The sequence below is a fragment of the Rhizobium sp. BK512 genome (genome assembly GCF_014194915.1).
In the GTDB taxonomy this organism is placed as follows: domain Bacteria; phylum Pseudomonadota; class Alphaproteobacteria; order Rhizobiales; family Rhizobiaceae; genus Rhizobium.
Genome location: NZ_JACIAS010000006.1, coordinates 117,212 through 140,654 on the forward strand (window position 1 = coordinate 117,212; position 23,443 = coordinate 140,654).

Here is a 23,443-nt window from a genome sequence, read left to right on the forward strand (position 1 = left end):
CGTTAGGGCTGGGTTTTCGTCGGTGTGTTGAACAGCGGCACCGGCGAAATGACCGGGTTTGGCCACGAGCCGCCGATGAAGAAGGGCAGCAGCGGCAGATCGGCCACCTTCGCCGGGTCGGTCGCTTCCAGCGAGCCGGAGAGCGCAAGCCCATTGGACTCATAGGTGATGAGACCCGACAGCGTCAGCGATTGATCCAACCCGGCAAAACGCGCGTCGTGGATTTCTGCTGTGCCGTTGGTGAAGTCGGCCTGGAGATCGAGCTTGTTGAAGGCAAAAGACCCGTTTGCAGCAGAGCTCAGCGCGAAGAAAGGCTTCTGCGCAGCCTGAGTGCGAAATGCTGTAATATCCACGCCGGGAATGGATCCTGCTCCCGCCGAGAATTTCAGCTTGCCGGTGACATCGGCAAGTCCCGTCGTCCAGATCGCTTTCGGGGTCTGCAGTGAAAGGTCGAGAGAGCCGGTCGCATGCGGTAGCGGCCCCTTGAGCTGCAATTTTTCGGCAAGAGCATTGAAATCCGCATTGCGGATCGAAAGCTGCAATTTGCCGCCACCGTCGAAATCGCGGCGGGTCGCCTCCAGATGGGCAGTCATTTCGCCGCCCTCGAACTGGCTGTCGCCGATATCGAATTTCGCTTCCTCGCCGGCGACGATCACGCTGGCCCCGACATCCGCGAGCGAAAAGATCCCCATCTGCGCCTGTCGCGCGGAAAGCCGGACGTCCAGATCGAGAAGTTGCAGCGGTCCAAGAGGGCTCGGTAGCAGCATGTCGCCCAGGCCGCCGGCCGCAAGTCTGAGCGCGAAGGCATCGAGGAACGGCTTGAGGTTCATTTGATCGAAGGCAAGCGTCCCGCCAATCTTAGGCCGTTTGCCGGGTGCGACAGTGAGATCCATAACTCCGGTGGCGCTCGCATCGTTCAGCGTCATGCTGACATTGTTGAAGCGGAAACCGTTGGATACCGACGTCACGTCCGAGGTCACCGATGCGCTCTTGAGCGACTCGATGCCGGGGATCGACCGGCCTGACCATTCCAAGAGGGCAGGCACGTCCGGAAAGCTGGCGTTGATATTGCCTGAGACCGAAGAGAGGCTCACCATGCTGCCGACGCCCTGGAAACGCGCGGTCACCAGGTTCGAAGCGATCGAGGCCTTCATTTCGGCATTCTTGCCGGCAAAGACGAGGAGTGGCGCAGCCGAGGAAAAATCGACCTTCAGGTCCTGACCGTTGAGCCGTGCAATGAGGACGGCCGAGATTGCTCTCGACAGCTTCGGCCAGGCGATATCGGCTGCGACGTCGTCGAAGCGGTAGACATTGCCCGTCTGTGTGTCGGTCAATGTCAGCATGCCGTCCTCGACCGTCACGGCGCCGATATCGGCGTCGAGCTTCGGATCAAGAACCTCGGTGCCGCTGTCGTCCCGCACCCCACCGATGGCCCGCGCCAGAAGGCCGGTGTAGCTCCAGTCGATCAGACCATTCTCATCACGCGTCAGCGCGAGGCTGGGCCGCAGCAGGTGAAATTGGTGGAAGCGTGTTCGGCCGCGCAGCGCATCGATAAGGCTGAAATCGGCCGAAAGGCTTTCGATGCGGCCGAGCAGCTTGTCGCCGCTTTCACGTGGTTGCCGGATGGTGACGTCATTCAGCGTGATGCGCGGCGTCGGCCAGAACTCGAGAACCGGATTGCCCTTGATCTCGGCGTGATAGCCCGTCCATTTCGACAGGGCGTCCTCGATGCCGGAGCGCACGAAGCCGGTGGAAATAAGATAGGGCGCGGCGATCCTGAGCGCGAGGAAGAAGGCAAGGCCGGCTAGCAATACGATCGTGGAGACACGGGCAAAGGCCGGCAGCCAGCGCGAGGCGGGGCCAATCCTTTTTCGCCATCTGCCTTCTCTTGACGTACCCATGAGCTCCGCCGGAATTTCAGTCGGTTACCGGTTATTTTCTGATTTTGCCGGATATATGAAATACCGGGCATATGCAAATCCAACGCGCAGCGGATCGCGCCGTTGCACACTTTATAATGCAATGCAGCATGATATAAGTTCTGCATTGGGGAGGAGGATTGAATGCAGGAGAATCAGCCGCTTTGGCAACCCACGGAAGATGGGATCGAAAATAGCCCGATCCATACCTTCATGCAGCGCTGTGACGCAGACTTCGGTCTTGGCCTGAAAGGTTTTGAGGATCTGCATGCCTGGTCGATTGCCGATCGGGAAAATTTCTGGTCGGCATTGTGGGATTTCTGCGGCGTGAAGGGAGAGCGCGGCGCGGATATTCTCGTTCACGGCGACCGCATGCTGGAAGCGCGCTTCTTTCCTGGGGCGCGCCTGAACTTCGCCGAAAACCTGCTGAGCGGAAGCGGGCAGGGCGATGCCATCATTTTCCGCGGCGAGGACAAGGTCGAAGACCGCTGGTCATGGGATCGGTTGCGCGCGCTTGTATCACAGCTCCAGCAGGGCTTTCGCGTGCTCGGCATCGGCGAGGGCGATCGTGTTGCCGCCATGATGCCGAATATGCCGGAAACGATAGCTGCCATGCTGGCGGCAACCTCGATCGGCGCCATCTGGTCGTCCTGTTCTCCGGATTTCGGCGAGCAGGGTGTCCTGGACCGTTTCGGCCAGATCGAGCCGAAGCTGTTCATCGCCTGCGACGCCTATTGGTACAATGGCAAGCTGCAGGACGTGAAGTCGAAGGTGGCAAGTGTCGCAAAGAGCCTCGGCGTGCCGACGCTGGTCGTCCACTATGCTGGCAACGCGCAAGACGTTGCGCGCGAAACCGCCGGCGGCGTGACGCTTTCGGAGTTCATCGCTCCCCACGAGCCGAAGCCGATCGACTTCGTGCAACTCCCCTTCGCTCATCCGGCCTATATTCTGTTTTCTTCGGGCACGACAGGCGTACCGAAATGCATCGTGCACTCGGCCGGCGGCACACTGCTCCAGCATCTGAAAGAACATCGCCTGCATTGCGGATTGCAGCCGGGGGACAAGCTTTTCTATTTCACCACCTGCGGCTGGATGATGTGGAACTGGCTGGCGAGCGGGCTAGCCTCCGGCGCCACGCTCTGCCTTTTCGACGGGTCGCCTTTTGCGCCCGATGGCAACGTGCTCTTCGACTATGCCGCCAAGGAGAAATTCGCGATCTTCGGGACCTCGGCCAAATATATCGACGCAGTACGCAAGAGCGGACTGACGCCGCGTGTGAGCCATGATCTGTCGAGCCTGCGGTTGATTACTTCAACAGGTTCGCCACTGTCGCCTGAAGGTTTCACCTTTGTCTATGAAGGGATCAAGGAAGACGTCCAGCTTGCCTCGATTTCCGGTGGCACGGACATCGTGTCCTGCTTCGTGCTCGGCAATCCGCTCCAGCCCGTCTGGCGCGGTGAGATCCAGGGGGCGGGCATCGGCCTTGCGGTCGACGTCTGGAATGACGAAGGCAAGCCGGTCCGCCGGGAAAAGGGCGAACTGGTCTGCACCAAGGCCTTTCCGTCAATGCCGGTCATGTTCTGGAACGATCCAGATGGCACCAAGTACCGCGCCGCCTACTTCGAGCGCTTCGACAATGTCTGGTGCCACGGCGACTTCGCGGAATGGACCGAACATGGCGGCCTCATCATCCATGGCCGTTCGGATGCGACGCTCAATCCCGGCGGCGTGCGCATCGGCACGGCGGAAATCTACAATCAGGTAGAGCAGATGGAAGAAGTGGCCGAAGCACTCTGCATCGGCCAGGACTGGGATGACGACGTGCGCGTCATCCTCTTCGTCCGCCTCGCCTCCGGCGTCGCCTTGGGTGAAGATCTGATCAAGGCGATCAAGACCCGCATCCGTGTCGGCGCTTCTCCCCGCCATGTGCCCGCCAAGATCATTGCGGTCGCAGATATCCCGCGCACCAAATCCGGCAAGATCGTCGAACTTGCCGTGCGCGAGGTCGTCCACGGCCGGCCGGTGAAAAATCAGGAGGCACTCGCCAACCCCGAGGCACTCAAGCTTTTTGCTGGACTGGACGAACTGAAGGTCTGATAGCGGCTGCTAAACTACAAGCTTTTGCCGTTGATCAATTCCGCTTATTGGAAACCTTTCATTAAGAAAGGTTTGTCAAAGGTGAAGCCAACTTGGAGACCATACATGAAGAGATGGTCTGGAACCGCGGTTCCCGAAACATGACGTTCTCAGACTAAGCTCTTGTTTTACCAGCACCAACTCTCGAAGGCAGCCATCGGCTGCCTTTTCTTTGGCGAGCGTTTCCAGAAGAAACGCAGAGCGGGTCTGCGTTTGAAATTGCACGGAGAACGAGGCTTTAACCCGCCAGCACACGTTGTGACGGAAAAGTGATCTCCACCAGCGTACCCTCATTCGGCGCAGAATTGATCGAGAAAATCGCCCTGTTTGCATCGACCATTGCCTTCGTGAGCGGCAGGCCGAGACCGGTGCCGTCGCCGCGATGACGCGACTGCGTGGAGGACACCTGCCGGAATGGCTTCATTGCCTGGTCGAGTTCGCTGCGCGTCATGCCGATGCCGGTATCGCGCACCCGCACCGCCACGCTGCCGTTCGTCTCATAGGATGTGGAAACGACGATCTGCCCGCCTGATGGCGTGAAGCGGATGGCGTTCGACAGGATGTTCAGTGCGATCTGCTTGATCGAGCGCAGGTCGGCGACGACGTCGGGAACCGACTGTGACAGGGCGGTGCGAATGATGACCCGCTGGCTGTTTGCCTGCGGCTGCACCAGTGCCACTGCTTCCGAGATCGCTTCGTTGAGGCCGACGGAGGCGAAGTCGAGATCCATCTCACCCGCCTCGATCTTAGAAATATCGAGCAGGTCGTTGACGATATCGAGAACATGCCGGCCGGAACGGCCGATGTCGTTTGCATATTCGATGTAGCGCGGATGGCCGATCGGCCCGAAGCGCTCGCTCGCCATCATGTCGGAAAAGCCGATTATGGCGTTGAGCGGCGTGCGGATCTCATGGCTGACGCGGGCAAGGAAATCCGTCTTGTGGGCATTGGCGGTTTCGGCTGCGCCCTTGGCATTGCGCAGTTCGTCCTCAGTGCGCTTCCACTGGGTGATATCGCGAATGACGGCGCAATAACCGTTGGAAGAGGTCAGTTGCCCCATGGTCATGAACAGCGGCACGAAGCCGCCTGCAGCCTCGCGGCCGATCACCTCGCGCCCATCATTCAGCACGCTTGCGACACCGTGGCCGGAAAGCCCGTGCAGATAGTCGAGCACCGCTTTCTGGCTCTCATGGGCAAACAGCATGACGAAGGGTTTGCCGCGCGTTTCCTGTTCGTCGTAGTTGAAGAGGGCGCTTGCCGAACGGTTCATCGAGCGGATATCGCCTTCCGTGCCGATGACCACGACACCATCGGTCGCCGTCTCCAGGATCGAGCGCAATTCCTCCACCTCGACCTGCAGTTTGGCGACCTTCTCCACCATCCGGTCGGTGCGCTGGTCGAGGCGGATAACCTCGCCTTTGCCTTCTTCGCGGCTTTCGACCGGCATCAGCGCCAGCATCAGGGCGTTCGAATCTTCCCAGCGAACCGATTGCAGGCGGGCCGTGACCGGTACCAGCCTGTCATCGGCTTTGACGAGCATCATCGTGCCCGTGCCGTTTTCGAGGTCGTGGCGTTGCAGCAGCGCGTCGATGCCGCCTACTTCGGAGAGGGCTTCGACGGAATTATAGCCCGTCAGCCGCATGAATTCGGGATTGCCATGGATCAACTGGTCGCCGGCATGGATCAGCACCGCAACAGGCAGCATATCGACGGTCGCAGCCGAAAGCCCGTCCGTCATCTTCACGCGCGGCGGAATGAAGCTGGTCAAGACCTCGATCTGGCTGACCGTCTCCTGCAGACCTTCCGTCACCTCGTCTTCCGCTTCAGCTGCAGGAATTTCTTCCACTTCGGCAGTAGCCTCTTCCGCCAGCGGTTCTGCCGCGGCTTCGTAGATTGCTTCCTGAGCTACTGTCGGCTCGAAGGCGGAAGGCTCGTTAACTGTCTCTTCTGGAGCGGATGCCTGTTCGACATCAGGCTCCGGCTGCGGCGGCGCGACCGGCTCGTCGTGGCGTGTGCCGAAGGCCTCGAGACGCTTGGCGATTTCACGGAAATTCGCCTGTTCGGCAGCCGTCAGGCCGCTGCCAGCGCTGTGCAATTGCACGATCTTGTCGGTGAAGCGGCGGCTTGGCGTCTCGGAAAGGCGCAGCGCCGGCGGCTCGTCCTGCCCGTCGCGCGGCTCGTGACGATGCTCGGCAACTGGTTCGGCGGCAGATTGCTCCTCGGCGACAGGTTCCGAAGCAACCGTCGCTTCCGGGACGGTTTCTTCTTCTGCTGCTTCCACTTTCGAGCCGGTGTTTTCGCCGATGCCAGCTACTGCATCTTCGCCCTGCGGCGCAGCATCGGCAACCTCGTCAGATTGCTCTTGCGGCAGTTCAGCCTCTTCCGGCACCGTTTCGTTGGCCGGGCCAAGATAGGAGGCATCATGGCCGATGCCGTCTGGCCCCAGCGTCAGTCCGAGTGCCAGAGGGTCTTCCTGCGCGTCCGACAGGCGCACCACCCCGAAGCCGCGGAAACCATCGAAGTCGCGGTTGCGTGTGTAGGTCGGCAGGGCGGCGAGATCGACCGGTACGACGAGGCTCGTGCCCTCGATCGGCCAGTAGATCGTCTTGCCGGACCAGGTGTCGCGACGTGCCAGGGCCTCGGAGAGCTTTGATTCCGGATCGAGGTTGAAGAGGGCCGCGATGTCCGAGAAAGCGCTGCCGATGATGTTGCTTGCGTGCGGGCCGACAGCTTCGGCGAATTCATGCGAAACTTCGCTGAAACGGCCTTCCGCATCGATCTTCCAGACGAAGCGGGTGGCACGGCTGTTCGGCTTGAAGACGAAGCTGCTTTTCGGGGCGCTATCAGGCTCATCCGGAACCACGGGTGCTGCCGCGAAGTTTTCGGCGACGGAAGCGGACGGCTCGATCTGTTCGGCAACCGAAGCTTCTGCACCTGTCTTCATGGTTGCTTCCGTTGCAGCAGACGCCTCAATCGGCTGCTCCATCTGCCCGTCGGTATTCTCGACGTCGACTTCAGGACCGGAAACGCCTTCGTCCACCTGCGGCTCGGATTGGGCTTCGATCGCTGCCGGTTCGCTGACCTCGACTGGGCCCTCCGTCTCGCCGGTAATGTCTTCCAGCGTTTCCTCGACTTCTTCGATGCCGGAAACGGCATCGACCGCCTCGGCTTCGGTAAAGCCGGCAGCAGGCGCCGCGACACCAGCGATATCAGCCACTGTTTCTGCCGGTGGAATTTCCTGCGGCGCAGGCTCTTCGACATTGGCGGAGGGCTCGATCGGGTCGAGATGACCGATTGCCGTCTCGACGGCGAAGAGAAGGTGGAGTGCGGGCTCGTCGTTGAGTTTGCCGACGGCAGCCGGCAGATAGCCACGACCGGTTGCGACCGGTCGCTTCACCAGCCGGTCCGGGTGGGCTCCGGCAAGCGTGATGAGTGTCCTTGCCGCCTGCTGAGTGATGCCGAGCGAGGCGAAACCTGGCGAAGCGGCTATGACGTCACCTTCGGCCCCGATCACCGCCATATGCGTGTCCGGATCATCGAGTCCCTGCAGCATCTGCGCAGCGCTTGCACCCGCCGTCAGTGGACGAGTGGAGACCGGGACGGAAAACAGGATTGCCTTCTCGCCCGAGGCGAGACGGATGAGCTCCGATGAGGCCGGAGCCTGAACGCGCTGGAAGCCCTTGGCGATGCGGATGACAAAGGTTTTCTGGTCGCCGACTTCGTTGAGCTGGCGGGCAGTCGCTTCGAGCTGGCGAAAGGTGATATCGGCGTGGCTGATACCTTGGTCGAGCAGATCATAGACCGCAATATGGCTAAAAAGCTCGGCTCCCGCACCGTTTGCCCACAGCAGACGGGAAAGGTCGGACGAGAACAGGACCATGGCCTCGCCACGCGAAAATCGTTCACGAACCCGCGCATGAACGGCAATATCAATGAACGGATACTGGACTGCGGGCATGATCGAACCTGTCGCTTTCGGCCTCTTCAAATTAACTGCTTATTAATAACTGCAGGTCTGCGACCGGTCCAGAAGAGCCGGGAGCTTTCGGCCGGAAAGGTTAACGTATTGTGCGTCGCACAATAATGTTGCAATGCACAACGAGATGCCTTATATAAGATCCATCCAATTTATCGCGGGCAGAAGCTTTGCCCATCTTAAAGGAACGCGATCCGATGGCTACCATAAAGACCGATGACGTTTTTTCAATTGCCTCTTTCGACCCGAGCAAGCTGGCTGAGTCCTTCCGCGACTTCGCCGAAAAGGGTGCTCAGCAGTCCAAGGAAGCCTACGCCAAGCTGAAATCTGCGGGCGAAGAAGCCGGCAAGACCTTGGAAGCAACGGTGCAGACCGCGCAGGCCGGCAGCGTTGAAATCGGCCTCAAGGCGATCGACGCGCTACGCGTCAACGCCGAAAGCTCGCTCTCCCACATGGAAGCGCTTCTCGGCGTCAAGTCCGTCGCCGAATTCTTCGAGCTGCAGACCTCCTTCCTCCGCAAGCAGGCTGAAGTGACCGTCGAGCAGGCGAAGGCGCTGCAGGAAACCACCAAGCAGGTTGCCGAGAAGGTTGCAAAGCCTTCCAAGGAAGCAGCTGAAAAGGCCATGGCATCCTTCAAGGTTGCCTGATCGACAATCGCCATATGCAATAAAGGCTGGACCGCGTGTTTGGCCTTTTTGTATATTGAAGGCAAATCGGGGCTTGAATTAAAGTTCAAGTCCTCGTATGTGACCCCCGTCGCGCCGAGCGCGGCAATTGTGCGGTTGTAGCTCAGTTGGTTAGAGCGCAGGTTTGTGGCACCTGAGGTCGGAGGTTCGAGACCCCCCAACCGTACCATTCTCTCCCATAAGTTGGTATTCCTGTTCGGCAGTGCACGGCATCGGCGCTTTTTGACGTCAAAATGATGCCTCCTCGCATTTTGCTATTGCCGTTAACATTAGTTTACCTATTTATGTGCGGTGCGATGCAGCAATTGCCCAATGTTTTCGTTGCGTCGCGAAATGCTGGCGGCTTGCCGCCTGGGGGTAGGGACAGTCCACCGAGGCATTAAGGAGAATTTGATGTCCATTTCTGTTCAGAATATAGAGGAATCGACCGCTGTTTCCCCGATTGACGTGGCAGCTGCGGTTAAGGGCGCACGCAGTGCGGTTGGCTACAGTATTGAAGACCTCGCAGTGACCTGCGGTCTGGCCAATGGCGAAATCCTCGAAATTGAAAACGGCGAAAGTACCGATCCCGCAAAGCTGAGGCGTATTGCTGCAGCCCTGCAGGTTCCGATTTCTGCGTTTCTGCATATCTGACGTAGCGACGGGGCCGATCAGCAATTTCTGATCGGCCGTCGTCCCTTTTAAAGCAACATGGTTGGAACTCTTGCGGCTCCCGCACCGTTCACCGGTGACGGGAGTATGTGTATGTCCAAGACCCTTCTTTACGGCGCAACGAAGATCGACGAGACCAATGCGGCCTACGCAGCCGTCGCCAGCCTTGAACAGTTCCAGTGGAAGAACCGCGTCTTCGTTGTGATTGCCGACCGGGATAATTCCCGCGCATCACGACAGGAAAACCAGTTGCTTGCCGATCGCGATGCGCTCGACGAACGCGATATGGTCGTCCTCAAGCTCGTTGGATCGAGCATAAAACCGGTCTTCGGAAGCGGCGACGGGCTGGATGGCGAAGCGCTCCGGAAAGAACTCGGTGCGCCTGACCCGGGTGAATTCGCCGCCTTCCTGCTCGGCAAGGACGGCACGGTGAAGCTGAACGTCAGCGAGCCGATCACATCATCGGAACTTTTCGCCATCATCGACAGCATGCCGATGCGTGCTGCCGAAGCCGTCAGCGAAGATAAATAACCGGATATTGCAATCGTAAAGGAGCCGGCCATGTCCGTCCCGAACGAACCCATTCCTGACCAACCGCCGATGCCTTCACCAGGTTGGAAACCGGTGCCGCCGATCAAGGAGCCGGAGCCTGACCGGTTGCCGGATGAAACGCCGCTTCCCAATCCAGATGAGAACGAGGAACCGGCGAAGCATCTTCGAACCAGAAAAGGCTTTAAAGGAAGATTTGCCTTTCCTCGTCGACGAGTTCCTGCAGGAAGTCGATGACGCTGCGCACGCGCACCAGATCGCGTGCGCTTTCGTGATAGGTCGTCCAATAGGCGCGGCGAATGGAAACCTGCGGCAGGATGCGGACCAGTTCCTCATATTGCCGGGCGATATAGTCGTGCAGAATGCCAATACCCGCACCGGAGCGCACGGCCTCCGTCTGGCCGATCGCCGTCGAGATCTCGAACCCGGCATCCCAGCTGCGCATCACTTCGCCGGAGAAATTCAGCGAGGCAGTGAAGATCAGGTCTTCGACGTAGCCGATGCGCGGATGCGCTTTCAGGTCATCGATATCGCCGGGCTTTTTGTGTTGCGTCAGATACTCCGCCGATGCGTAGAGCCCAAGCGTGTAATCGGTAAGCTTGGAGGAAACCAGCCGGCCCTGTTCCGGTCGTTCCAGCGTGATGGCGATATCCGCTTCGCGTTGAGACAGCGAAAAGGAGCGCGGCACCGGCACCAGCTGGATCTTCAGTGCCGGATGGCGCTCGATCAGCCTGCCCATGCGTGGCGCAAGAAAAGAAACACCGAACCCGTCAGGTGCGCCGACGCGTACTGTCCCCGCAATGGCCGTATCGGTGTGGCCGAGATTGGCTTGCGCGGCGAGCATTTCCGTCTCCATCCGTTCTGCCGAGGCAAGGAATATGTCGCCTTCTGCGGTCAACTCGCACCCATTTGTGCGGCGGATGAAAAGTCGTGTCTTCAACGCCTCTTCCAGCGATGTCAGCCTGCGCGAGAGCGTAGCGTGATTGAGCCCCAGCCGCTTCGATGCCGCAAGGATTTGTCCGGTGCGGGCGACGGCCAGGAAAATTCGTACGTCATCCCAGTTCATGGTTTTGAGCGCATCGCAATCGGATCGACGTCGATCAGCGTCAGCGATGTCACCATGCCTGATGTCTCCTTCTTGTATTTGAGGAAATGCGGTGTCTGCAGATGAGCCTCGTATGCGTCCCGGTCGGCGTAGACTTCAAGGATACGGATTTTGTTCGGATGATCCTTGATGGAGACGGCATTCAGAGAAAGGACACCGTCTTCCAGTGCGACTGATGCCTCGATTTCCTCGATCAGCAGCGCCCGGTAGGTTTCGATCGTATTTGGATCGATCTCCAGCTCCGCCATTCTGACAATAGGCTTCTCCCTCATCGGTTCGATCTTCCCTTTGACTTGTTCCTATGTGGTGCCAGTTTGTAGCAGTAGCGCTCACTGCAGCCGCAGAGCTATAATCTACGCACAACGGTTGCTTATTATAGCGCATTGATTTGTGAAAATTGAAGTGCGATTGTTGTGGCATCCAAAAGATCAGGAGAAACACCCATGCGTGAGATTGGTCATTTCATTGGCGGCAAGAAGGTTGCCGGCACCAGCGGCCGAACCAGCGACGTCTTCAATCCGGCGACCGGCGAAGTGCAGGCAAAGGTGGCGCTCGCAAGCGTCGAGGAACTGCGCGCTGCGGTTGCAAACGCCAAGGCCGCGCAGCCGAAATGGGCTGCCACCAACCCGCAGCGTCGTGCACGCGTCTTCTTCAAGTTCGTCGATCTCCTGAACCAGCACATGGACGAGCTTGCGACGCTGCTCTCCAGCGAGCACGGCAAGACGGTCGAGGATTCCAAAGGCGATGTGATCCGCGGCCTCGAAGTCTGTGAATTCGTCTGCGGCATCCCGCATCTTGCCAAGGGTGAGTTCACCGAAGGTGCCGGTCCTGCGATCGACATGTATTCGATCCGCCAGCCGGTCGGCATTGGCGCGGGCATCACGCCCTTCAACTTTCCGGGCATGATCCCGATGTGGATGTTTGCTCCGGCGATCGCCTGCGGCAATGCCTTCATCCTGAAGCCCTCCGAGCGCGATCCCTCTCTGCCGATCCGCCTTGCCGAACTGATGATCGAGGCTGGTCTGCCGGCTGGCATCCTCAACGTGGTCAACGGCGACAAGACTGCCGTTGATGCGATCCTCACTGATCCCGATATTGGTGCCGTCTCTTTCGTCGGCTCCACGCCGATCGCCCGTTACGTCTATGGAACGGCTGCATCGAACGGCAAGCGCGCCCAGTGCTTCGGCGGTGCCAAGAACCACATGATCATCATGCCCGATGCCGATATGGACCAGGCCGTCAACGCCCTGATGGGCGCCGGCTACGGTTCGGCCGGCGAGCGCTGCATGGCCGTCTCCGTTGCCGTCCCGGTCGGTGAGGAAACCGCCAACCGCCTCGTTGAAAAGCTGGTGCCGAAGATCGAGTCCCTGCGCATCGGCCCTTACACCGACGACAAGGCCGACATGGGTCCCGTCATCACCAAGGATGCCTACAACCGCATCCAGGGCCTGATCAGCAAGGGCATCGAAGAAGGCGCCAAGCTCGTCGTCGACGGCCGCGATTTCAAGCTTCAGGGTTATGAAGACGGCTATTTTGTCGGCGGCTGCCTGTTCGACCACGTCACGCCCGAGATGGACATCTACAAGACCGAGATCTTCGGACCGGTCCTTTCGGTCGTCCGCGCCCATAACTATGAAGAAGCGCTGTCCCTGCCGATGAAGCATGAATACGGCAACGGCGTTGCGATCTTCACGCGTGACGGCGATGCGGCCCGCGACTTCGCCTCCCGCATCAATATTGGCATGATCGGCATCAACGTTCCGATCCCGGTGCCGCTCGCCTACCATTCCTTCGGCGGCTGGAAGGCTTCGAGCTTCGGCGACCTCAACCAGCATGGTACGGATTCCATCAAGTTCTGGACCCGGACCAAGACTATCACCGCGCGCTGGCCCTCGGGTATCAAGGGCGACGCCGAATTCGTCATGCCGACGATGAAGTAAGGCTAAAGAGACCTGAAATCAGAAATTGAGGGCCGAAAGGCCCTCTTTTTCTTTGATTGTAGTTTCGCGGTTTTCACAAGGCTGAAGCCAGCGGCAATCGGCCTCAGTTAAGCTGAATGTGAATTTCATATTTTGGAATTGTTCAAAACTGCGAATGCCACTATATACCCCTTGCAAAGACGATTCAGGAGATTGGCATGCGGTTGACGAAGCAGACCAACTATGCGGTTCGCATGTTGATGTATTGTGCAGCCAATGAAGGACAGTTGAGCCGGATCCCGGAGATTGCCAGGGCATATGGTGTTTCCGAACTCTTCCTGTTCAAGATCCTCCAGCCTCTCAACAAGGCGGGCCTGGTCGAAACCGTGCGCGGCCGCAACGGCGGCGTGCGCCTTGGCAGGCCAGCGACTGATATCAGCCTTTTCGATGTCGTGAAGGTCACCGAAGACAGTTTCGCCATGGCGGAATGCTTTGAGGATGGTGCCATCGAATGCCCTCTGGTGGACAGTTGCGGCCTCAACTCTGCGCTGCGCAAGGCGCTGAATGCTTTCTTCGACGTGTTGACCGAATATTCGATTGACGATCTGGTCAAGGCGCGGCCGCAGATCGGTTTTCTGCTTGGCCTCACCGGTGATCTGCGCAAACCGGCTGTTCCGGCACCAGCTGCCTGATATCAGAATTATTCCGATTGCCTCATGAACCACGGTCGCTTTCGATGGCCGTGGTTTTTTGTTGGCGCTCACGGAGTAGTGATATATCAGGTCAGCTTGAAACCGCTTTCAAAGCCGTTTCGCGACGCGAAATTATACCAAAAGCGACGGGAATCGGATGAAATCTGCCTCAATCTTGCAAATTTTGGCCTATTTTTGACCGAAAATTTCTAAAATTACTTTTCTGGAAAAATTTTCTGCGGATGCCGTTGCTTTCAGCAAATAAATATCGTTCCATCGGCCCGTTGATCGGGGTAATGAGCTCCCGATCTCTAAAGATCAAAAAAGAACAAACCTGGGAAACGACATCATGAAAAAGTTCTCTGTCCTGCTCGCAGCGACAGCCCTGGCTTCGGTCATGGCCACCGCCGCGTATTCCAAGACGCTTGTCTACTGCTCCGAAGGATCGCCGGAAGGCTTCGATCCGAGCCTCTACACGGCGGGCACGACCTTCGACGCGTCTTCGCGCACGGTTTACAGCCGCCTCGTTGAATTCAAGCACGGTGGTACGGAGATCGAGCCTGGCGTCGCCGACAGCTGGACGGTTTCCCCGGATGGCAAGGAATATACGTTCAAGCTGCATCCTGGCGTGAAGTTCCAGACGACCGATTTCTTCACCCCGTCGCGTGATCTGACCGCTGACGACATCGTCTTCTCCTTCGAGCGCCAGATCAAGTCCGACAATCCGTGGAACAAGTATGTCGAAGGCGGTTCCTACGAATACGCTGCCGGCATGGGCTTCCCCGACCTCATCAAGTCGGTCGAGAAGGTTGACGACCTGACGGTCAAGTTCACGCTGAACCATCCGGAAGCGCCGTTCCTGGCCGACCTCGCGATGGACTTCGCTTCCATCGTTTCCAAGGAATATGCCGACAAGCTTGCTGCTGACGGCAAGATGGCCCAGTTCAACCAGCAGCCGGTCGGCACGGGCGCCTTCACCTTCGTCGCCTATCAGCCGGATGCCGTTATCCGCTACAAGGCCAACGAAGCCTATTTCAAGGGCAAGGAAAAGATCGACGATCTCGTTTTCGCGATCACCCCCGACGCTGCTGTTCGCGCCCAGAAGCTCAAGGCCGGCGAATGCCACCTGATCCCGTATCCGAATGCAGCCGACGTTGCCGAGCTGAAGAAGGACACGAACCTGACGGTTATGGAACAGCCGGGCCTGAACGTCGGCTTCCTCGCCTACAACACCCAGCAGGCTCCGTTCGACAAGCCGGAAGTTCGCCGCGCGCTGAACATGGCGATCAACAAGCAGGCGATCATCGACGCCGTCTTCCAGGGCGCAGCTCAGGTTGCCAAGAACCCGATCCCGCCGACCATGTGGTCCTATAACGACAAGGTCGAGGACGACAAGTACGATCCGGACGGTGCCAAGAAGGCTCTCGAAGCCGCTGGCGTCAAGGATCTGTCGATGAAGATCTGGGCAATGCCGGTTTCGCGTCCGTACATGCTGAACGCTCGCCGCGCCGCCGAACTGATGCAGGCCGACTTTGCCAAGATCGGCGTCAACGTCGAGATCGTCACCCATGAATGGGCTGAATATCTGAAGCTCTCCTCCGATGTGAAGCGCGATGGCGCCGTCATCCTCGGCTGGACCGGCGACAACGGCGACCCGGACAACTTCATGGACACGCTGCTCGGCTGCGACGCTGTCGGCGGCAACAACCGCGCTCAGTGGTGCAACAAGGACTACGACGCTCTGATGACCAAGGCCAAGCAGACGGCTGACGTTGCTGAGCGTACGAAGCTCTACGAAGAAGCACAGGTGATCTTCAAGAAGGAAGCTCCCTGGGCAGCACTCGACCACTCGCTGGTCTTCGTACCGGTCAGCAAGAAGGTGTCGGGCTTCTTCATGGACCCGCTCGGCATTCACCGCTTCGACGGCGTTGATATCGCCGAATAAGAAAAATGATAAACTGCCCGGCAAAAACCGGGCTTGACCGGCGGTCAGGTTCTACCTGACCGCCGGAAACTATTGGACAACCTGCTATGTTGCGATTTTTCATCGGGCGCCTCGCAGTCCTGATACCGACCTTCCTAGGCGTTTCGCTCATTGCCTTCTCGTTCATCCGCCTGCTTCCTGGCGACCCCGTCATGCTATTGTCGGGCGAACGTGTCATGGCACCCGAACGTCATGCACAGATCATGCACGATCTCGGTTTCGACCGGCCCATGTATGCGCAGTATTTCGACTATCTCGGAAAAGTGCTGCATGGCGATCTCGGCACCTCGATCGTCACCAAGCGCCCTGTACTCGGCGAGTTCTTCACGCTTTTCCCGGCAACGCTCGAGCTGTCGCTCTGCGCCATCCTGGTGGCCGTCCTTCTCGGCGTGCCGGCGGGTGTCTTTGCGGCCGTCAAACGCGGCACATGGTTCGACCAGGGTGTAATGGGTGTTGCCCTCATCGGCTATTCCATGCCGATCTTCTGGTGGGGCCTGCTGCTCATCATCTTCTTCTCCGGCTATCTTGGCTGGACGCCGGTCTCCGGCCGCATCTCGCTGATGTATTTCTTCAAGCCGGTTACCGGTTTTATGTTGATCGACAGTCTTCTGTCCGGCCAGAAGGGCGCCTTCACCTCGGCCGTCAGCTATCTCATTCTGCCGACCGTGGTGCTTGCCACGATCCCGCTTGCGGTGATCGCCCGCCAGACCCGCTCGGCCATGCTCGAAGTGCTCGGCGAGGATTATGTGCGCACGGCCCGCTCCAAGGGTCTCGCGCCGCTCCGTGTCGTCGGTGTTCATGCACTCAGAAACGCCATGATCCCTGTTATCACCACGATCGGCCTGCAGGTTGGCGTGCTGCTCGCAGGCGCCATTCTGACGGAAACGATCTTCTCCTGGCCGGGTATCGGCAAGTGGATGGTCGATGCTGTCTTCAAACGCGACTATGCAGTCGTCCAGGGTGGTCTCCTCTTGATCGCCGGCATCATCATGCTGGTGAACCTGATCGTCGACCTGGCCTACGGCTTCATCAATCCGCGTATCAGGCACTAGGAGCGGTTCATGAGCACGGTTACTGCAAAATCCGACCAGCCCTCCGGCCTCACGGAATTCTGGTACTACTTCTCGCGAAACAAGGGCGCCGTCATCGGCCTCTTCGTTTTCCTCATCATCCTTCTGCTGGCGATCTTCGCACCGCTCGTCTCCCCGCATGCGCCGAACGAGCAGAACCGCCAGCTCCTGCTCTCCGTCCCTTTCTGGATGGATGGTGGCAGCTTCTCCTATCCGCTCGGCACGGATGCCGTCGGCCGCGATATCCTGTCGCGTCTGATCTTCGGCGCACGCTTCTCGCTGTTCATCGGCGTCGTGGTCGTCACGCTGTCGGTGGTTGCTGGCGTTCTGATCGGCCTCGTTGCCGGTTATTTCCGTGGTCGCGTCGATATCGTCATCATGCGCCTCATGGATATCATCCTGGCCTTCCCGTCGCTGCTTCTGGCCCTCGTGCTCGTTGCGGTTCTCGGGCCTGGCCTGCTCAATGCCATGATCGCGATCTCGATCGTCAACCAGCCGCATTTCGTGCGCCTGACGCGCGCTGCCGTCATGGCCGAGCGTGAAAAGGAATATGTGGTCGCCTCCCGCGTCGCCGGCGCCGGCACGTTCCGGCTGATGTTCAAGACGATCCTGCCGAACTGCCTGGGACCGCTGATCGTCCAGGCAACGCTTGCCTTCTCCGCGGCGATCCTCGATGCCGCCGCCCTTGGCTTCCTCGGGCAGGGCGCCCAGCCGCCGACACCCGAATGGGGCACGATGCTTGCCGAAGCCCGCGAGTTCATTTCGCGCGCCTGGTGGGTCGTAACATTTCCGGGTCTCGCCATCCTGATCACCGTTATCGCCATCAACCTGATGGGCGATGGCCTGCGTGATGCGCTCGATCCCAAGATGAAGAGGTCCTGAGATGGCGCTTCTCGAAATCGAAAATCTCGTCGTCGAATTCCAGACCTCGACCGGGCCTTTCCGCGCCGTCGACGGCGTCTCGCTGAAGGTCGATGCCGGCGAAGTTCTGGCGATCGTCGGCGAATCCGGCTCGGGCAAGTCCGTCTCGATGCTGGCTGCCATGGGCCTTCTGCCCTGGACGGCAAAGGTGACGGCCGACAAGATGCTCTTTGACGGCCAGAACCTGCTCGGCATGTCCGGCGCCAAGCGGCGCGAGATCATCGGCAAGGATATGTCGATGATCTTCCAGGAGCCGATCGCCAGCCTCAATCCCTGCTTCACGGTCGGCTTCCAGATCGAGGAAGTGCTGAGAATCCATCTCGGCCTCGACAAGGCGGCCCGCCGCAAGCGCGCGATCGAGCTTTTCCAGGCCGTCGGCATTCCCGATCCGGAAGAGCGGCTCGGCCACTTCCCGCACCAGATGTCGGGCGGCCAGTGCCAGCGTGTCATGATCGCCATTGCGATCGCCTGCAACCCGAAGCTTCTGATCGCCGACGAGCCGACCACTGCGCTCGACGTGACCATCCAGAAGCAGATCCTCGATCTGCTGATGCGCCTGCAGACGGAACATCGCATGGGCCTGATCATGATCACCCACAATATGGGCGTGGTTGCCGAAACGGCCGACCGGGTGATCGTTCAGTACAAGGGCCGCAAGATGGAAGAGGCCGATGTTCTCTCGCTCTTCGAATCCCCGAAGAGCGATTACACGCGGGCCCTGCTTGCAGCACTTCCCGACAATGCGACGGGCGACCGGCTGCCGACCATCGGCGAACTTTTCAATCCGAACAACACTGTGGAGGGAGCGGCCTGATGACGCCAGTCCTCGAAGCAAAGAACATCGTTCGCGACTATTACCTGCCAGGCGGCATGTTCAAGAAGGCGAGAACGGTCCATGCCGTCAAGGGCGTGAGCTTCTCCGTCGAGCAGGGCAAGACGCTGGCAATCGTCGGCGAAAGTGGTTGCGGCAAGTCGACGCTCGCCCGTATCGTCACGATGATCGACCCGGCAACCTCGGGCGATCTCATGATCGACGGCAAGAAGGTCGATATCTTCAAGGGCGACCTGACGCCGGAAATCCGCCGCAAGGTCCAGATCGTCTTCCAGAATCCCTACGGATCGCTGAACCCGCGCAAGAAGATCGGCGATATCCTGATGGAACCGCTGCTCATCAACACCAATACGCCGGCGGCCGAACGCCGCGACCTGGCGATGGCGATGCTGAAGAAGGTCGGCCTGCAGGACGTCCACTTCAATCGTTATCCGCACATGTTCTCGGGCGGCCAGCGCCAGCGTATCGCCATTGCCCGCGCACTGATGCTGAAGCCGCGGCTATTGGTTCTCGATGAACCGGTTTCCGCACTCGACCTGTCGGTGCAGGCACAGGTGCTGAACCTGCTCGCCGACTTGCAGGACGAGCTGAACCTCACCTATGTCTTCATCAGCCATGACCTTTCGGTCGTGCGCTACATGGCGGACGAAGTGATGGTGATGTATTTCGGCGAGGCGGTCGAATACGGCACGCGGGATCAGGTGTTCAGCGACCCGCAGCACAACTATACCAAGACCTTGTTTGCAGCGACGCCGCGCGCGGATGTCGAAACGATCAGGGCGCGTCTTGCACGCAAGAATGCTGCGTTGCCTGCGGCTTCATAATCCCGTAGGCATTCCACGCAGCGACGATGAGCGAGATCAGCGATGACCGAGAATAACGGAACCCTCCATGCAATCATCGTCATGGGGGTCAGCGGTTCCGGCAAATCCTCGATCGGCGAAAAGATAGCGGCAGGCCTCGGCCTGCCGTTCGTCGAGGGCGACGCGCTGCATCCCGCTTCCAATGTCGAGAAAATGTCGAAGGGTATTCCGCTGACCGACGAGGACCGGATGCCTTGGCTCGACCGTATCGGCGAGACGATGAACGCATCGCTTGCCAAGGGCGAAGGCATCATCGTCTCCTGCTCTGCGCTGAAGCGTATCTACCGCGACCGTTTGCGGGCGGCAGCTGGCGACAACCTTTATTTCGTCTATCTCGAAGGCTCGAAAGAACTGCTGACGGATCGTATGGCGCACCGCAAGGGCCACTTCATGCCGACGTCGTTGCTGGAAAGCCAGCTGCAGACACTGGAAGCGCCGACAGGCGAAAAGGGTGTCGTGACCGTCGATATCGACGATACGATCGAGGATATAGCGGCGAAGGCCCTGCAGGCTCTCGCCGCTCTTGGCGTTACGGGTTGAAACGATTGGGCGAATAGGCCGCGATATTGATGAACGGCGTCTCTCCGGTCATCAGTTCCGCCAGCACGCGTCCCGTCACCGGCCCGAGTGTCAGCCCATGATGGGCGTGGCCGAAGGCAAACCACAGGCCCTGATGGCGCGGTGCCTTGCCGATGATGGGCATCATGTCAGGCGTGCAGGGCCGCGCACCCATCCACGGTTCCGGATCCAGCCTCTCACCCAACGGAAATATCGTCCGCGCCACGGCTTCGGCCCGGTCGAGCTGCACCGGTGTTTTCGGTGCCTCCAGCGTTGCGAATTCGGCCCCCGTCGTCAGGCGCACGCCACGGTTCATCGGGGCCAGGAAGTAGCCGCGCTCAGAATCGAGCGTCCAGTTGTTGAGCACAGCATTGCCCTGCACACCGTAGTGCATGTGATAGCCGCGCTTGACGCCGAGCGGGAAGGAATAGCCGAGACGGCGCGTTGCGACGGCTGCCCAGGGACCGAGCGCCAGTACGGCATCATCGGCCTCCAGCGAGCCCTCTGACGTCATGATCTTCCAGCCGGACCCGCCCGGCCCGAGCGATGCCGCATCGCCGGTCAGGAACCGGCCGCCGAGGCTTTCGAAGTAACTGCGATAGGCGCGTGTCAGCGCATGCGGATCGAGAACCGACCAGGGATCGACCCAGCGCAAACCGCCAACGAAATTCCCGGTGATGCTCGGCTCCAGCCGGGCAATATCGGCAGATGTCAGGCTCTCGTAGCTGACACCGAACTGATCCTTCCAGCCCGCAGCTTCCACGAAGGCCTCATCGCGCTTGGCCTCGGTGCGGAAGATCTTCATCCAGCCGTCCCTGCGGATCAGAGCCTCGGCATGCGACGCCTCGATCAGGTCCTTGTGCTCGATGATCGAATTCTCGATCAGCGGCGCATAGGCCTTGGTAATCATCTCGTGCCGCTTCGGATTGGAGTTCCACCAGTAGCGGGCGAGGAAGGCGAGCTGGCTCGGCAGTGCCTTCAGGTGATAATGCGCATCGATGCGGTTGTTCAGCGCATAGCGCAGCAGCAGCCCGAGCTGCTGGGGAAAACCGTAGGGCATGACCCCTTCACGCTGGATCAGGCCGGCATTGCCGAAGGAGGTTTCGTGACCCGGCTCCCTGCGGTCGATGAGCGTCACCTGCCGACCGCGGCGTTGAAGATGAATGGCCGTCGAAACCCCGACGATACCAGCGCCGAGCACGATTGCGTTTTTGGTCATTTTCGCCTGCATTCCACTGCATTTTGAGAGCTAAAATGCCCATCTCGATGCGGCGGCGCAAACGAAAAATCGCATTTCATTTCAAAATCATTGCGCTTTTCAGTGCGGCATTTTCAGCCCTGATGCGCACCGTCAGGATGGCGGCATTGAGGAGTGAAAAGACCAGCGCATAAAACGGCATGCCGAAGGCAAGAGGCAGGGCTGCGATCTCGCCTGTCACGATCATGTAGTTCGGGTGTTTGAAGAAGCGGTAGGGGCCGCCTTCGACGAGCGGGGCGCCAGGCAGGATGATGATGCGCGTTGTCCAACGCTCCCGGAGCGTCGCCAGCACCCATAGCCGCAGCACCTGCAGCAGCATGAAAACACAGAACCAGAAGAGCTGGATCGGCTGTCCCGCCGCCAGCATCCAGAGCCCAACGAGCCAGCCCGTATGGAGCGCCACCATATAGGGGTAATGGTCGGGCGCGATCTCGCGCGCTCCCCTTGCAAAGAGTGCCATCGTGTTTCGGCGCGCTATGACGAGTTCGAAGAGCCTCTGGGCGGTCACGAAGGTCAGGAGAGCGATGGAAGGCCACATCATGCGACCCTCCGCAATGTTACGCAGCTTGCTGTAAATCCTGGTCCCATGGCGATCATCGCTGCCCGGTCAGGCAGGCCTTTGTTGATAGCGCGCTCCAGAACGAAGAGCACTGTCGGCGAGGACATGTTGCCGTAATCTGCAAGCACTGAACGCTCGATGTCGAGCGTATCGGGCGCCATCGAAAGCGTGCTCTCCATCGCAGTCAGCACCTTGGTGCCGCCGGGGTGACAGATGAAACGGTCGATATCGCCGCGCTTTAGCCCGCTGCGCGCCAGAATGCCATCGATTGCCGGGCCGAGTTCCTTTTCTGCGAAAGGCGGTAGTCCCTGCGCCAGCAGGATGCCGAGCCCGGTATCGTCGATCTTCCAGCCCATGATATCGAGCGTATCGGGAAACAGGTGATCGCCGGCCGATTCCACTTCCGCCACGCCGCCTTCGCCCGATCGCAGCACGCAGGCTGCAGCCCCATCGCCGAAAAGCGCTGTGGCGATGATGTTCGGTTTGGTCAGCTCGTCCAGACGGAAGGCGAGCGTGCAAAGCTCGATGGCGACGAAGAGCACGACGGCACCCGGGCGGCTGCGCGCCAGCCGCGAGGCGATGCCGAAACCGGAAACGCCGGCAGCGCAGCCGAGACCGAAGACAGGCACGCGCTCGATATCCGCGCGAAACCCGAGCCGGCCGGCGAGCCGTGCATCGAGACTGGGTGTAGTAATGCCAGTGGAGGAGACCGTCACCACGCAATCGACCTGATCGACGGTTAGCCCGGCCTGATCAAGCGCGCGCTTTGCCGTTGCAACGAACAGCGCACCGGCGACCTCTTCATAGGCTTCCATCCTGTCTTGCCAGCCATGCGTCTCTTCGAACCAGGAGAGGGGGCGGGCGGCATGACGCTTTGCGATGCCGGCATTCTCGAAGACGCGCGCGAGGTGACGGAATTCCTTGAAGCGGTCGGCAAACAGGCGGGCCGAGGCCTCGGCAGCCTGGCTCTGCGGGATGATATGGTCTGGAACTGCGGTGACAAGACTTAAGAGTCTAACGGATTGCGACACAATATTCTCCTTGGTCGTTCCCGGCGGAACAAGCGGAAAACACGCCGGCTGGCGAGTTTATTCGACTTGATGCATTTCACGAAGCAGTGATCCGAAAAATTCTGGAGACGGCCGAATAAAGCTGCTGGCAGCGGTGTTCACTCCTCGCAACGTCATTTTCCGAGGAGTTATCCCATGACGACCAAGACTGTCCGCATTGCTTCCCTCGTGCTCGGCAGCTGCATTGCCGCTTCTGTCTTCTCCGGCCCCGTCTTCGCGATCGGAGACGACAGCAGCACCATGCCGGTCTGCAAGAAGGGCGAGATCTACGACAAGAAGGCAAAGAAATGCGTCAAGCAGCAGAGCGCCAACGTAACGGACGACAACCGTACCGATTACGCCTACTCGCTCGCCAAGGCCGGCCGCTATGAAGAAGCGCTCGCCATGCTCGACACGGTCCAGGACAAAAACAACGCCGAATGGCTGAACTATCGCGGTTATGCCACCCGCAAGCTCGGCCGCACGGACGAGGGCATCTCCTACTATCTGCAGTCGGTGAAGCTCGATCCTCAATATGCCAAGGTCCGCGAATATCTCGGCGAAGCCTATGTCATCAAGGGTGAGCTCGACCTCGCCAAGGAGCAACTGACGACAATCAAGGCGATCTGCGGCACCGGATGCGAGGAGTATCGGGACCTCAACGCTGCCATCATCGATCCGTCGAAGATCTGAGCTTGCGCGAGGCAGGAGAGAGG

Annotated in this window: 21 protein-coding genes and 1 tRNA gene; 15 read left to right on the top strand and 7 right to left on the bottom strand. The window is 59.5% G+C overall.

Going from position 1 to position 23,443, the window contains the following annotated elements; all coding sequences use genetic code 11:
- Positions 1-2: 2 nt before the first annotated feature.
- Complete coding sequence (locus FHX06_RS21165; protein WP_183880755.1) at positions 3-1,901, bottom strand: AsmA-like C-terminal region-containing protein; 1,899 nt, start codon at positions 1,899-1,901, stop codon at positions 3-5.
- Positions 1,902-2,063: 162 nt separating this feature from the next.
- On the opposite strand from FHX06_RS21165, the gene FHX06_RS21170 reads away from it, so the two are divergent.
- Positions 2,064-4,016, top strand: a complete 1,953-nt coding sequence (locus tag FHX06_RS21170) for an acetoacetate--CoA ligase (protein WP_183880757.1) — start codon at positions 2,064-2,066, stop codon at positions 4,014-4,016.
- A 277-nt stretch (positions 4,017-4,293) separates the two neighbouring features.
- Here the strand turns inward: FHX06_RS21170 and FHX06_RS21175 are convergent, their stop codons facing one another.
- Positions 4,294-8,013 carry an ATP-binding protein gene (locus tag FHX06_RS21175; RefSeq protein WP_183880759.1) on the bottom strand — a complete coding sequence of 1,240 codons (3,720 nt, stop codon included), beginning with the start codon at positions 8,011-8,013 and terminating at the stop codon, positions 4,294-4,296.
- Positions 8,014-8,228: 215 nt separating this feature from the next.
- Between FHX06_RS21175 and FHX06_RS21180 the strand changes: the two genes are divergently transcribed.
- From FHX06_RS21180 to FHX06_RS35660, 5 genes are all read left to right on the top strand, one after another.
- Complete coding sequence (locus tag FHX06_RS21180; RefSeq protein ID WP_018115083.1) at positions 8,229-8,678, top strand: phasin; 450 nt, start codon at positions 8,229-8,231, stop codon at positions 8,676-8,678.
- A gap of 131 nt (positions 8,679-8,809) precedes the next feature.
- Positions 8,810-8,886 (top strand) — tRNA-His (locus FHX06_RS21185).
- 224 nt (positions 8,887-9,110) lie between these two features.
- Positions 9,111-9,350, top strand: coding sequence for a helix-turn-helix domain-containing protein (locus tag FHX06_RS21190; RefSeq protein ID WP_018115082.1), 240 nt, complete (start codon positions 9,111-9,113; stop codon positions 9,348-9,350).
- A 111-nt stretch (positions 9,351-9,461) separates the two neighbouring features.
- Positions 9,462-9,899 (top strand): DUF4174 domain-containing protein, encoded by a 438-nt coding sequence (locus FHX06_RS21195; RefSeq protein ID WP_113211411.1) that lies wholly within the window; start codon positions 9,462-9,464, stop codon positions 9,897-9,899.
- A 30-nt stretch (positions 9,900-9,929) separates the two neighbouring features.
- Positions 9,930-10,154 carry a hypothetical protein gene (locus tag FHX06_RS35660; protein ID WP_112541483.1) on the top strand — a complete coding sequence of 75 codons (225 nt, stop codon included), beginning with the start codon at positions 9,930-9,932 and terminating at the stop codon, positions 10,152-10,154.
- Here the strand turns inward: FHX06_RS35660 and FHX06_RS21200 are convergent.
- Together FHX06_RS21200 and FHX06_RS21205 are read right to left on the bottom strand one after the other, a co-directional pair.
- Positions 10,102-10,983, bottom strand: a complete 882-nt coding sequence (locus FHX06_RS21200; RefSeq protein WP_113211412.1) for a LysR family transcriptional regulator — start codon at positions 10,981-10,983, stop codon at positions 10,102-10,104. The genes FHX06_RS35660 and FHX06_RS21200 overlap by 53 nt on opposite strands.
- Positions 10,980-11,294, bottom strand: a complete 315-nt coding sequence (locus FHX06_RS21205; RefSeq protein WP_029616457.1) for a putative quinol monooxygenase — start codon at positions 11,292-11,294, stop codon at positions 10,980-10,982. The genes FHX06_RS21200 and FHX06_RS21205 overlap by 4 nt, the downstream gene beginning before the upstream one ends.
- A 171-nt stretch (positions 11,295-11,465) precedes the next feature.
- Between FHX06_RS21205 and FHX06_RS21210 the strand changes: the two genes are divergently transcribed.
- From FHX06_RS21210 to FHX06_RS21245, 8 genes are all read left to right on the top strand, one after another.
- Positions 11,466-12,962: a CoA-acylating methylmalonate-semialdehyde dehydrogenase gene (locus FHX06_RS21210; protein WP_113015372.1), complete on the top strand. Its 1,497-nt coding sequence runs from the start codon at positions 11,466-11,468 to the stop codon at positions 12,960-12,962.
- A gap of 197 nt (positions 12,963-13,159) precedes the next feature.
- Positions 13,160-13,633: an iron-responsive transcriptional regulator RirA gene (rirA, locus tag FHX06_RS21215; protein ID WP_018115077.1), complete on the top strand. Its 474-nt coding sequence runs from the start codon at positions 13,160-13,162 to the stop codon at positions 13,631-13,633.
- Between the two features lie 349 nt (positions 13,634-13,982).
- A complete protein-coding gene (locus tag FHX06_RS21220; RefSeq protein WP_018115076.1) occupies positions 13,983-15,578 on the top strand; it encodes an ABC transporter substrate-binding protein in 1,596 nt (531 codons plus the stop codon).
- Positions 15,579-15,664: 86 nt separating this feature from the next.
- A complete protein-coding gene (locus tag FHX06_RS21225) occupies positions 15,665-16,669 on the top strand; it encodes an ABC transporter permease subunit (protein ID WP_113211413.1) in 1,005 nt (334 codons plus the stop codon).
- A 9-nt stretch (positions 16,670-16,678) separates the two neighbouring features.
- Entirely contained in the window at positions 16,679-17,569 is an 891-nt protein-coding gene (locus tag FHX06_RS21230; RefSeq protein WP_112541477.1) for an ABC transporter permease subunit, read from the top strand.
- A 1-nt stretch (position 17,570) separates the two neighbouring features.
- Positions 17,571-18,422, top strand: a complete 852-nt coding sequence (locus FHX06_RS21235; RefSeq protein WP_113015370.1) for an ABC transporter ATP-binding protein — start codon at positions 17,571-17,573, stop codon at positions 18,420-18,422.
- Complete coding sequence (locus tag FHX06_RS21240) at positions 18,422-19,264, top strand: dipeptide ABC transporter ATP-binding protein (protein ID WP_018114133.1); 843 nt, start codon at positions 18,422-18,424, stop codon at positions 19,262-19,264. The genes FHX06_RS21235 and FHX06_RS21240 overlap by 1 nt, the downstream gene beginning before the upstream one ends.
- 42 nt (positions 19,265-19,306) lie before the next feature.
- Complete coding sequence (locus tag FHX06_RS21245; RefSeq protein ID WP_113211414.1) at positions 19,307-19,843, top strand: gluconokinase; 537 nt, start codon at positions 19,307-19,309, stop codon at positions 19,841-19,843.
- Here FHX06_RS21245 and FHX06_RS21250 read toward each other — a convergent pair.
- From FHX06_RS21250 to FHX06_RS21260, 3 genes are all read right to left on the bottom strand, one after another.
- Entirely contained in the window at positions 19,833-21,080 is a 1,248-nt protein-coding gene (locus tag FHX06_RS21250; protein ID WP_113211481.1) for an NAD(P)/FAD-dependent oxidoreductase, read from the bottom strand. The two genes, FHX06_RS21245 and FHX06_RS21250, sit on opposite strands and share 11 nt — an antisense overlap.
- 76 nt (positions 21,081-21,156) lie before the next feature.
- The gene (locus FHX06_RS21255) at positions 21,157-21,660 is read right to left on the bottom strand and encodes an isoprenylcysteine carboxyl methyltransferase family protein (RefSeq protein ID WP_113015369.1); all 504 of its coding nucleotides are present in this window, start codon (positions 21,658-21,660) and stop codon (positions 21,157-21,159) included.
- Positions 21,657-22,709, bottom strand: a complete 1,053-nt coding sequence (locus FHX06_RS21260) for a type III polyketide synthase (RefSeq protein ID WP_112541472.1) — start codon at positions 22,707-22,709, stop codon at positions 21,657-21,659. The genes FHX06_RS21255 and FHX06_RS21260 overlap by 4 nt, the downstream gene beginning before the upstream one ends.
- A gap of 174 nt (positions 22,710-22,883) precedes the next feature.
- On the opposite strand from FHX06_RS21260, the gene FHX06_RS21265 reads away from it, so the two are divergent.
- On the top strand, positions 22,884-23,420 hold the full coding sequence (locus FHX06_RS21265; protein ID WP_113211415.1) for a tetratricopeptide repeat protein: 537 nt from the start codon (positions 22,884-22,886) through the stop codon (positions 23,418-23,420).
- Positions 23,421-23,443 lie beyond the last annotated feature (23 nt).

Excerpts from the sequence above, each read along its gene's own strand:
- FHX06_RS21175 (WP_183880759.1), bottom strand. The coding sequence starts at position 8,013 with ATGCCCGCAGTCCAGTATCCGTTCATTGATATTGCCGTTCATGCGCGG.
- FHX06_RS21220 (WP_018115076.1), top strand. The coding sequence starts at position 13,983 with ATGAAAAAGTTCTCTGTCCTGCTCGCAGCGACAGCCCTGGCTTCGGTC.
- FHX06_RS21180 (WP_018115083.1), top strand. The coding sequence starts at position 8,229 with ATGGCTACCATAAAGACCGATGACGTTTTTTCAATTGCCTCTTTCGAC.
- FHX06_RS21195 (WP_113211411.1), top strand. The coding sequence starts at position 9,462 with ATGTCCAAGACCCTTCTTTACGGCGCAACGAAGATCGACGAGACCAAT.
- FHX06_RS21265 (WP_113211415.1), top strand. The coding sequence starts at position 22,884 with ATGACGACCAAGACTGTCCGCATTGCTTCCCTCGTGCTCGGCAGCTGC.
- rirA (WP_018115077.1), top strand. The coding sequence starts at position 13,160 with ATGCGGTTGACGAAGCAGACCAACTATGCGGTTCGCATGTTGATGTAT.
- FHX06_RS35660 (WP_112541483.1), top strand. The coding sequence starts at position 9,930 with ATGTCCGTCCCGAACGAACCCATTCCTGACCAACCGCCGATGCCTTCA.
- FHX06_RS21205 (WP_029616457.1), bottom strand. The coding sequence starts at position 11,294 with ATGAGGGAGAAGCCTATTGTCAGAATGGCGGAGCTGGAGATCGATCCA.
- FHX06_RS21210 (WP_113015372.1), top strand. The coding sequence starts at position 11,466 with ATGCGTGAGATTGGTCATTTCATTGGCGGCAAGAAGGTTGCCGGCACC.
- FHX06_RS21165 (WP_183880755.1), bottom strand. The coding sequence starts at position 1,901 with ATGGGTACGTCAAGAGAAGGCAGATGGCGAAAAAGGATTGGCCCCGCC.
- FHX06_RS21255 (WP_113015369.1), bottom strand. The coding sequence starts at position 21,660 with ATGATGTGGCCTTCCATCGCTCTCCTGACCTTCGTGACCGCCCAGAGG.
- FHX06_RS21230 (WP_112541477.1), top strand. The coding sequence starts at position 16,679 with ATGAGCACGGTTACTGCAAAATCCGACCAGCCCTCCGGCCTCACGGAA.
- FHX06_RS21245 (WP_113211414.1), top strand. The coding sequence starts at position 19,307 with ATGACCGAGAATAACGGAACCCTCCATGCAATCATCGTCATGGGGGTC.
- FHX06_RS21250 (WP_113211481.1), bottom strand. The coding sequence starts at position 21,080 with ATGACCAAAAACGCAATCGTGCTCGGCGCTGGTATCGTCGGGGTTTCG.
- FHX06_RS21235 (WP_113015370.1), top strand. The coding sequence starts at position 17,571 with ATGGCGCTTCTCGAAATCGAAAATCTCGTCGTCGAATTCCAGACCTCG.
- FHX06_RS21170 (WP_183880757.1), top strand. The coding sequence starts at position 2,064 with ATGCAGGAGAATCAGCCGCTTTGGCAACCCACGGAAGATGGGATCGAA.
- FHX06_RS21240 (WP_018114133.1), top strand. The coding sequence starts at position 18,422 with ATGACGCCAGTCCTCGAAGCAAAGAACATCGTTCGCGACTATTACCTG.
- FHX06_RS21190 (WP_018115082.1), top strand. The coding sequence starts at position 9,111 with ATGTCCATTTCTGTTCAGAATATAGAGGAATCGACCGCTGTTTCCCCG.
- FHX06_RS21200 (WP_113211412.1), bottom strand. The coding sequence starts at position 10,983 with ATGAACTGGGATGACGTACGAATTTTCCTGGCCGTCGCCCGCACCGGA.
- FHX06_RS21225 (WP_113211413.1), top strand. The coding sequence starts at position 15,665 with ATGTTGCGATTTTTCATCGGGCGCCTCGCAGTCCTGATACCGACCTTC.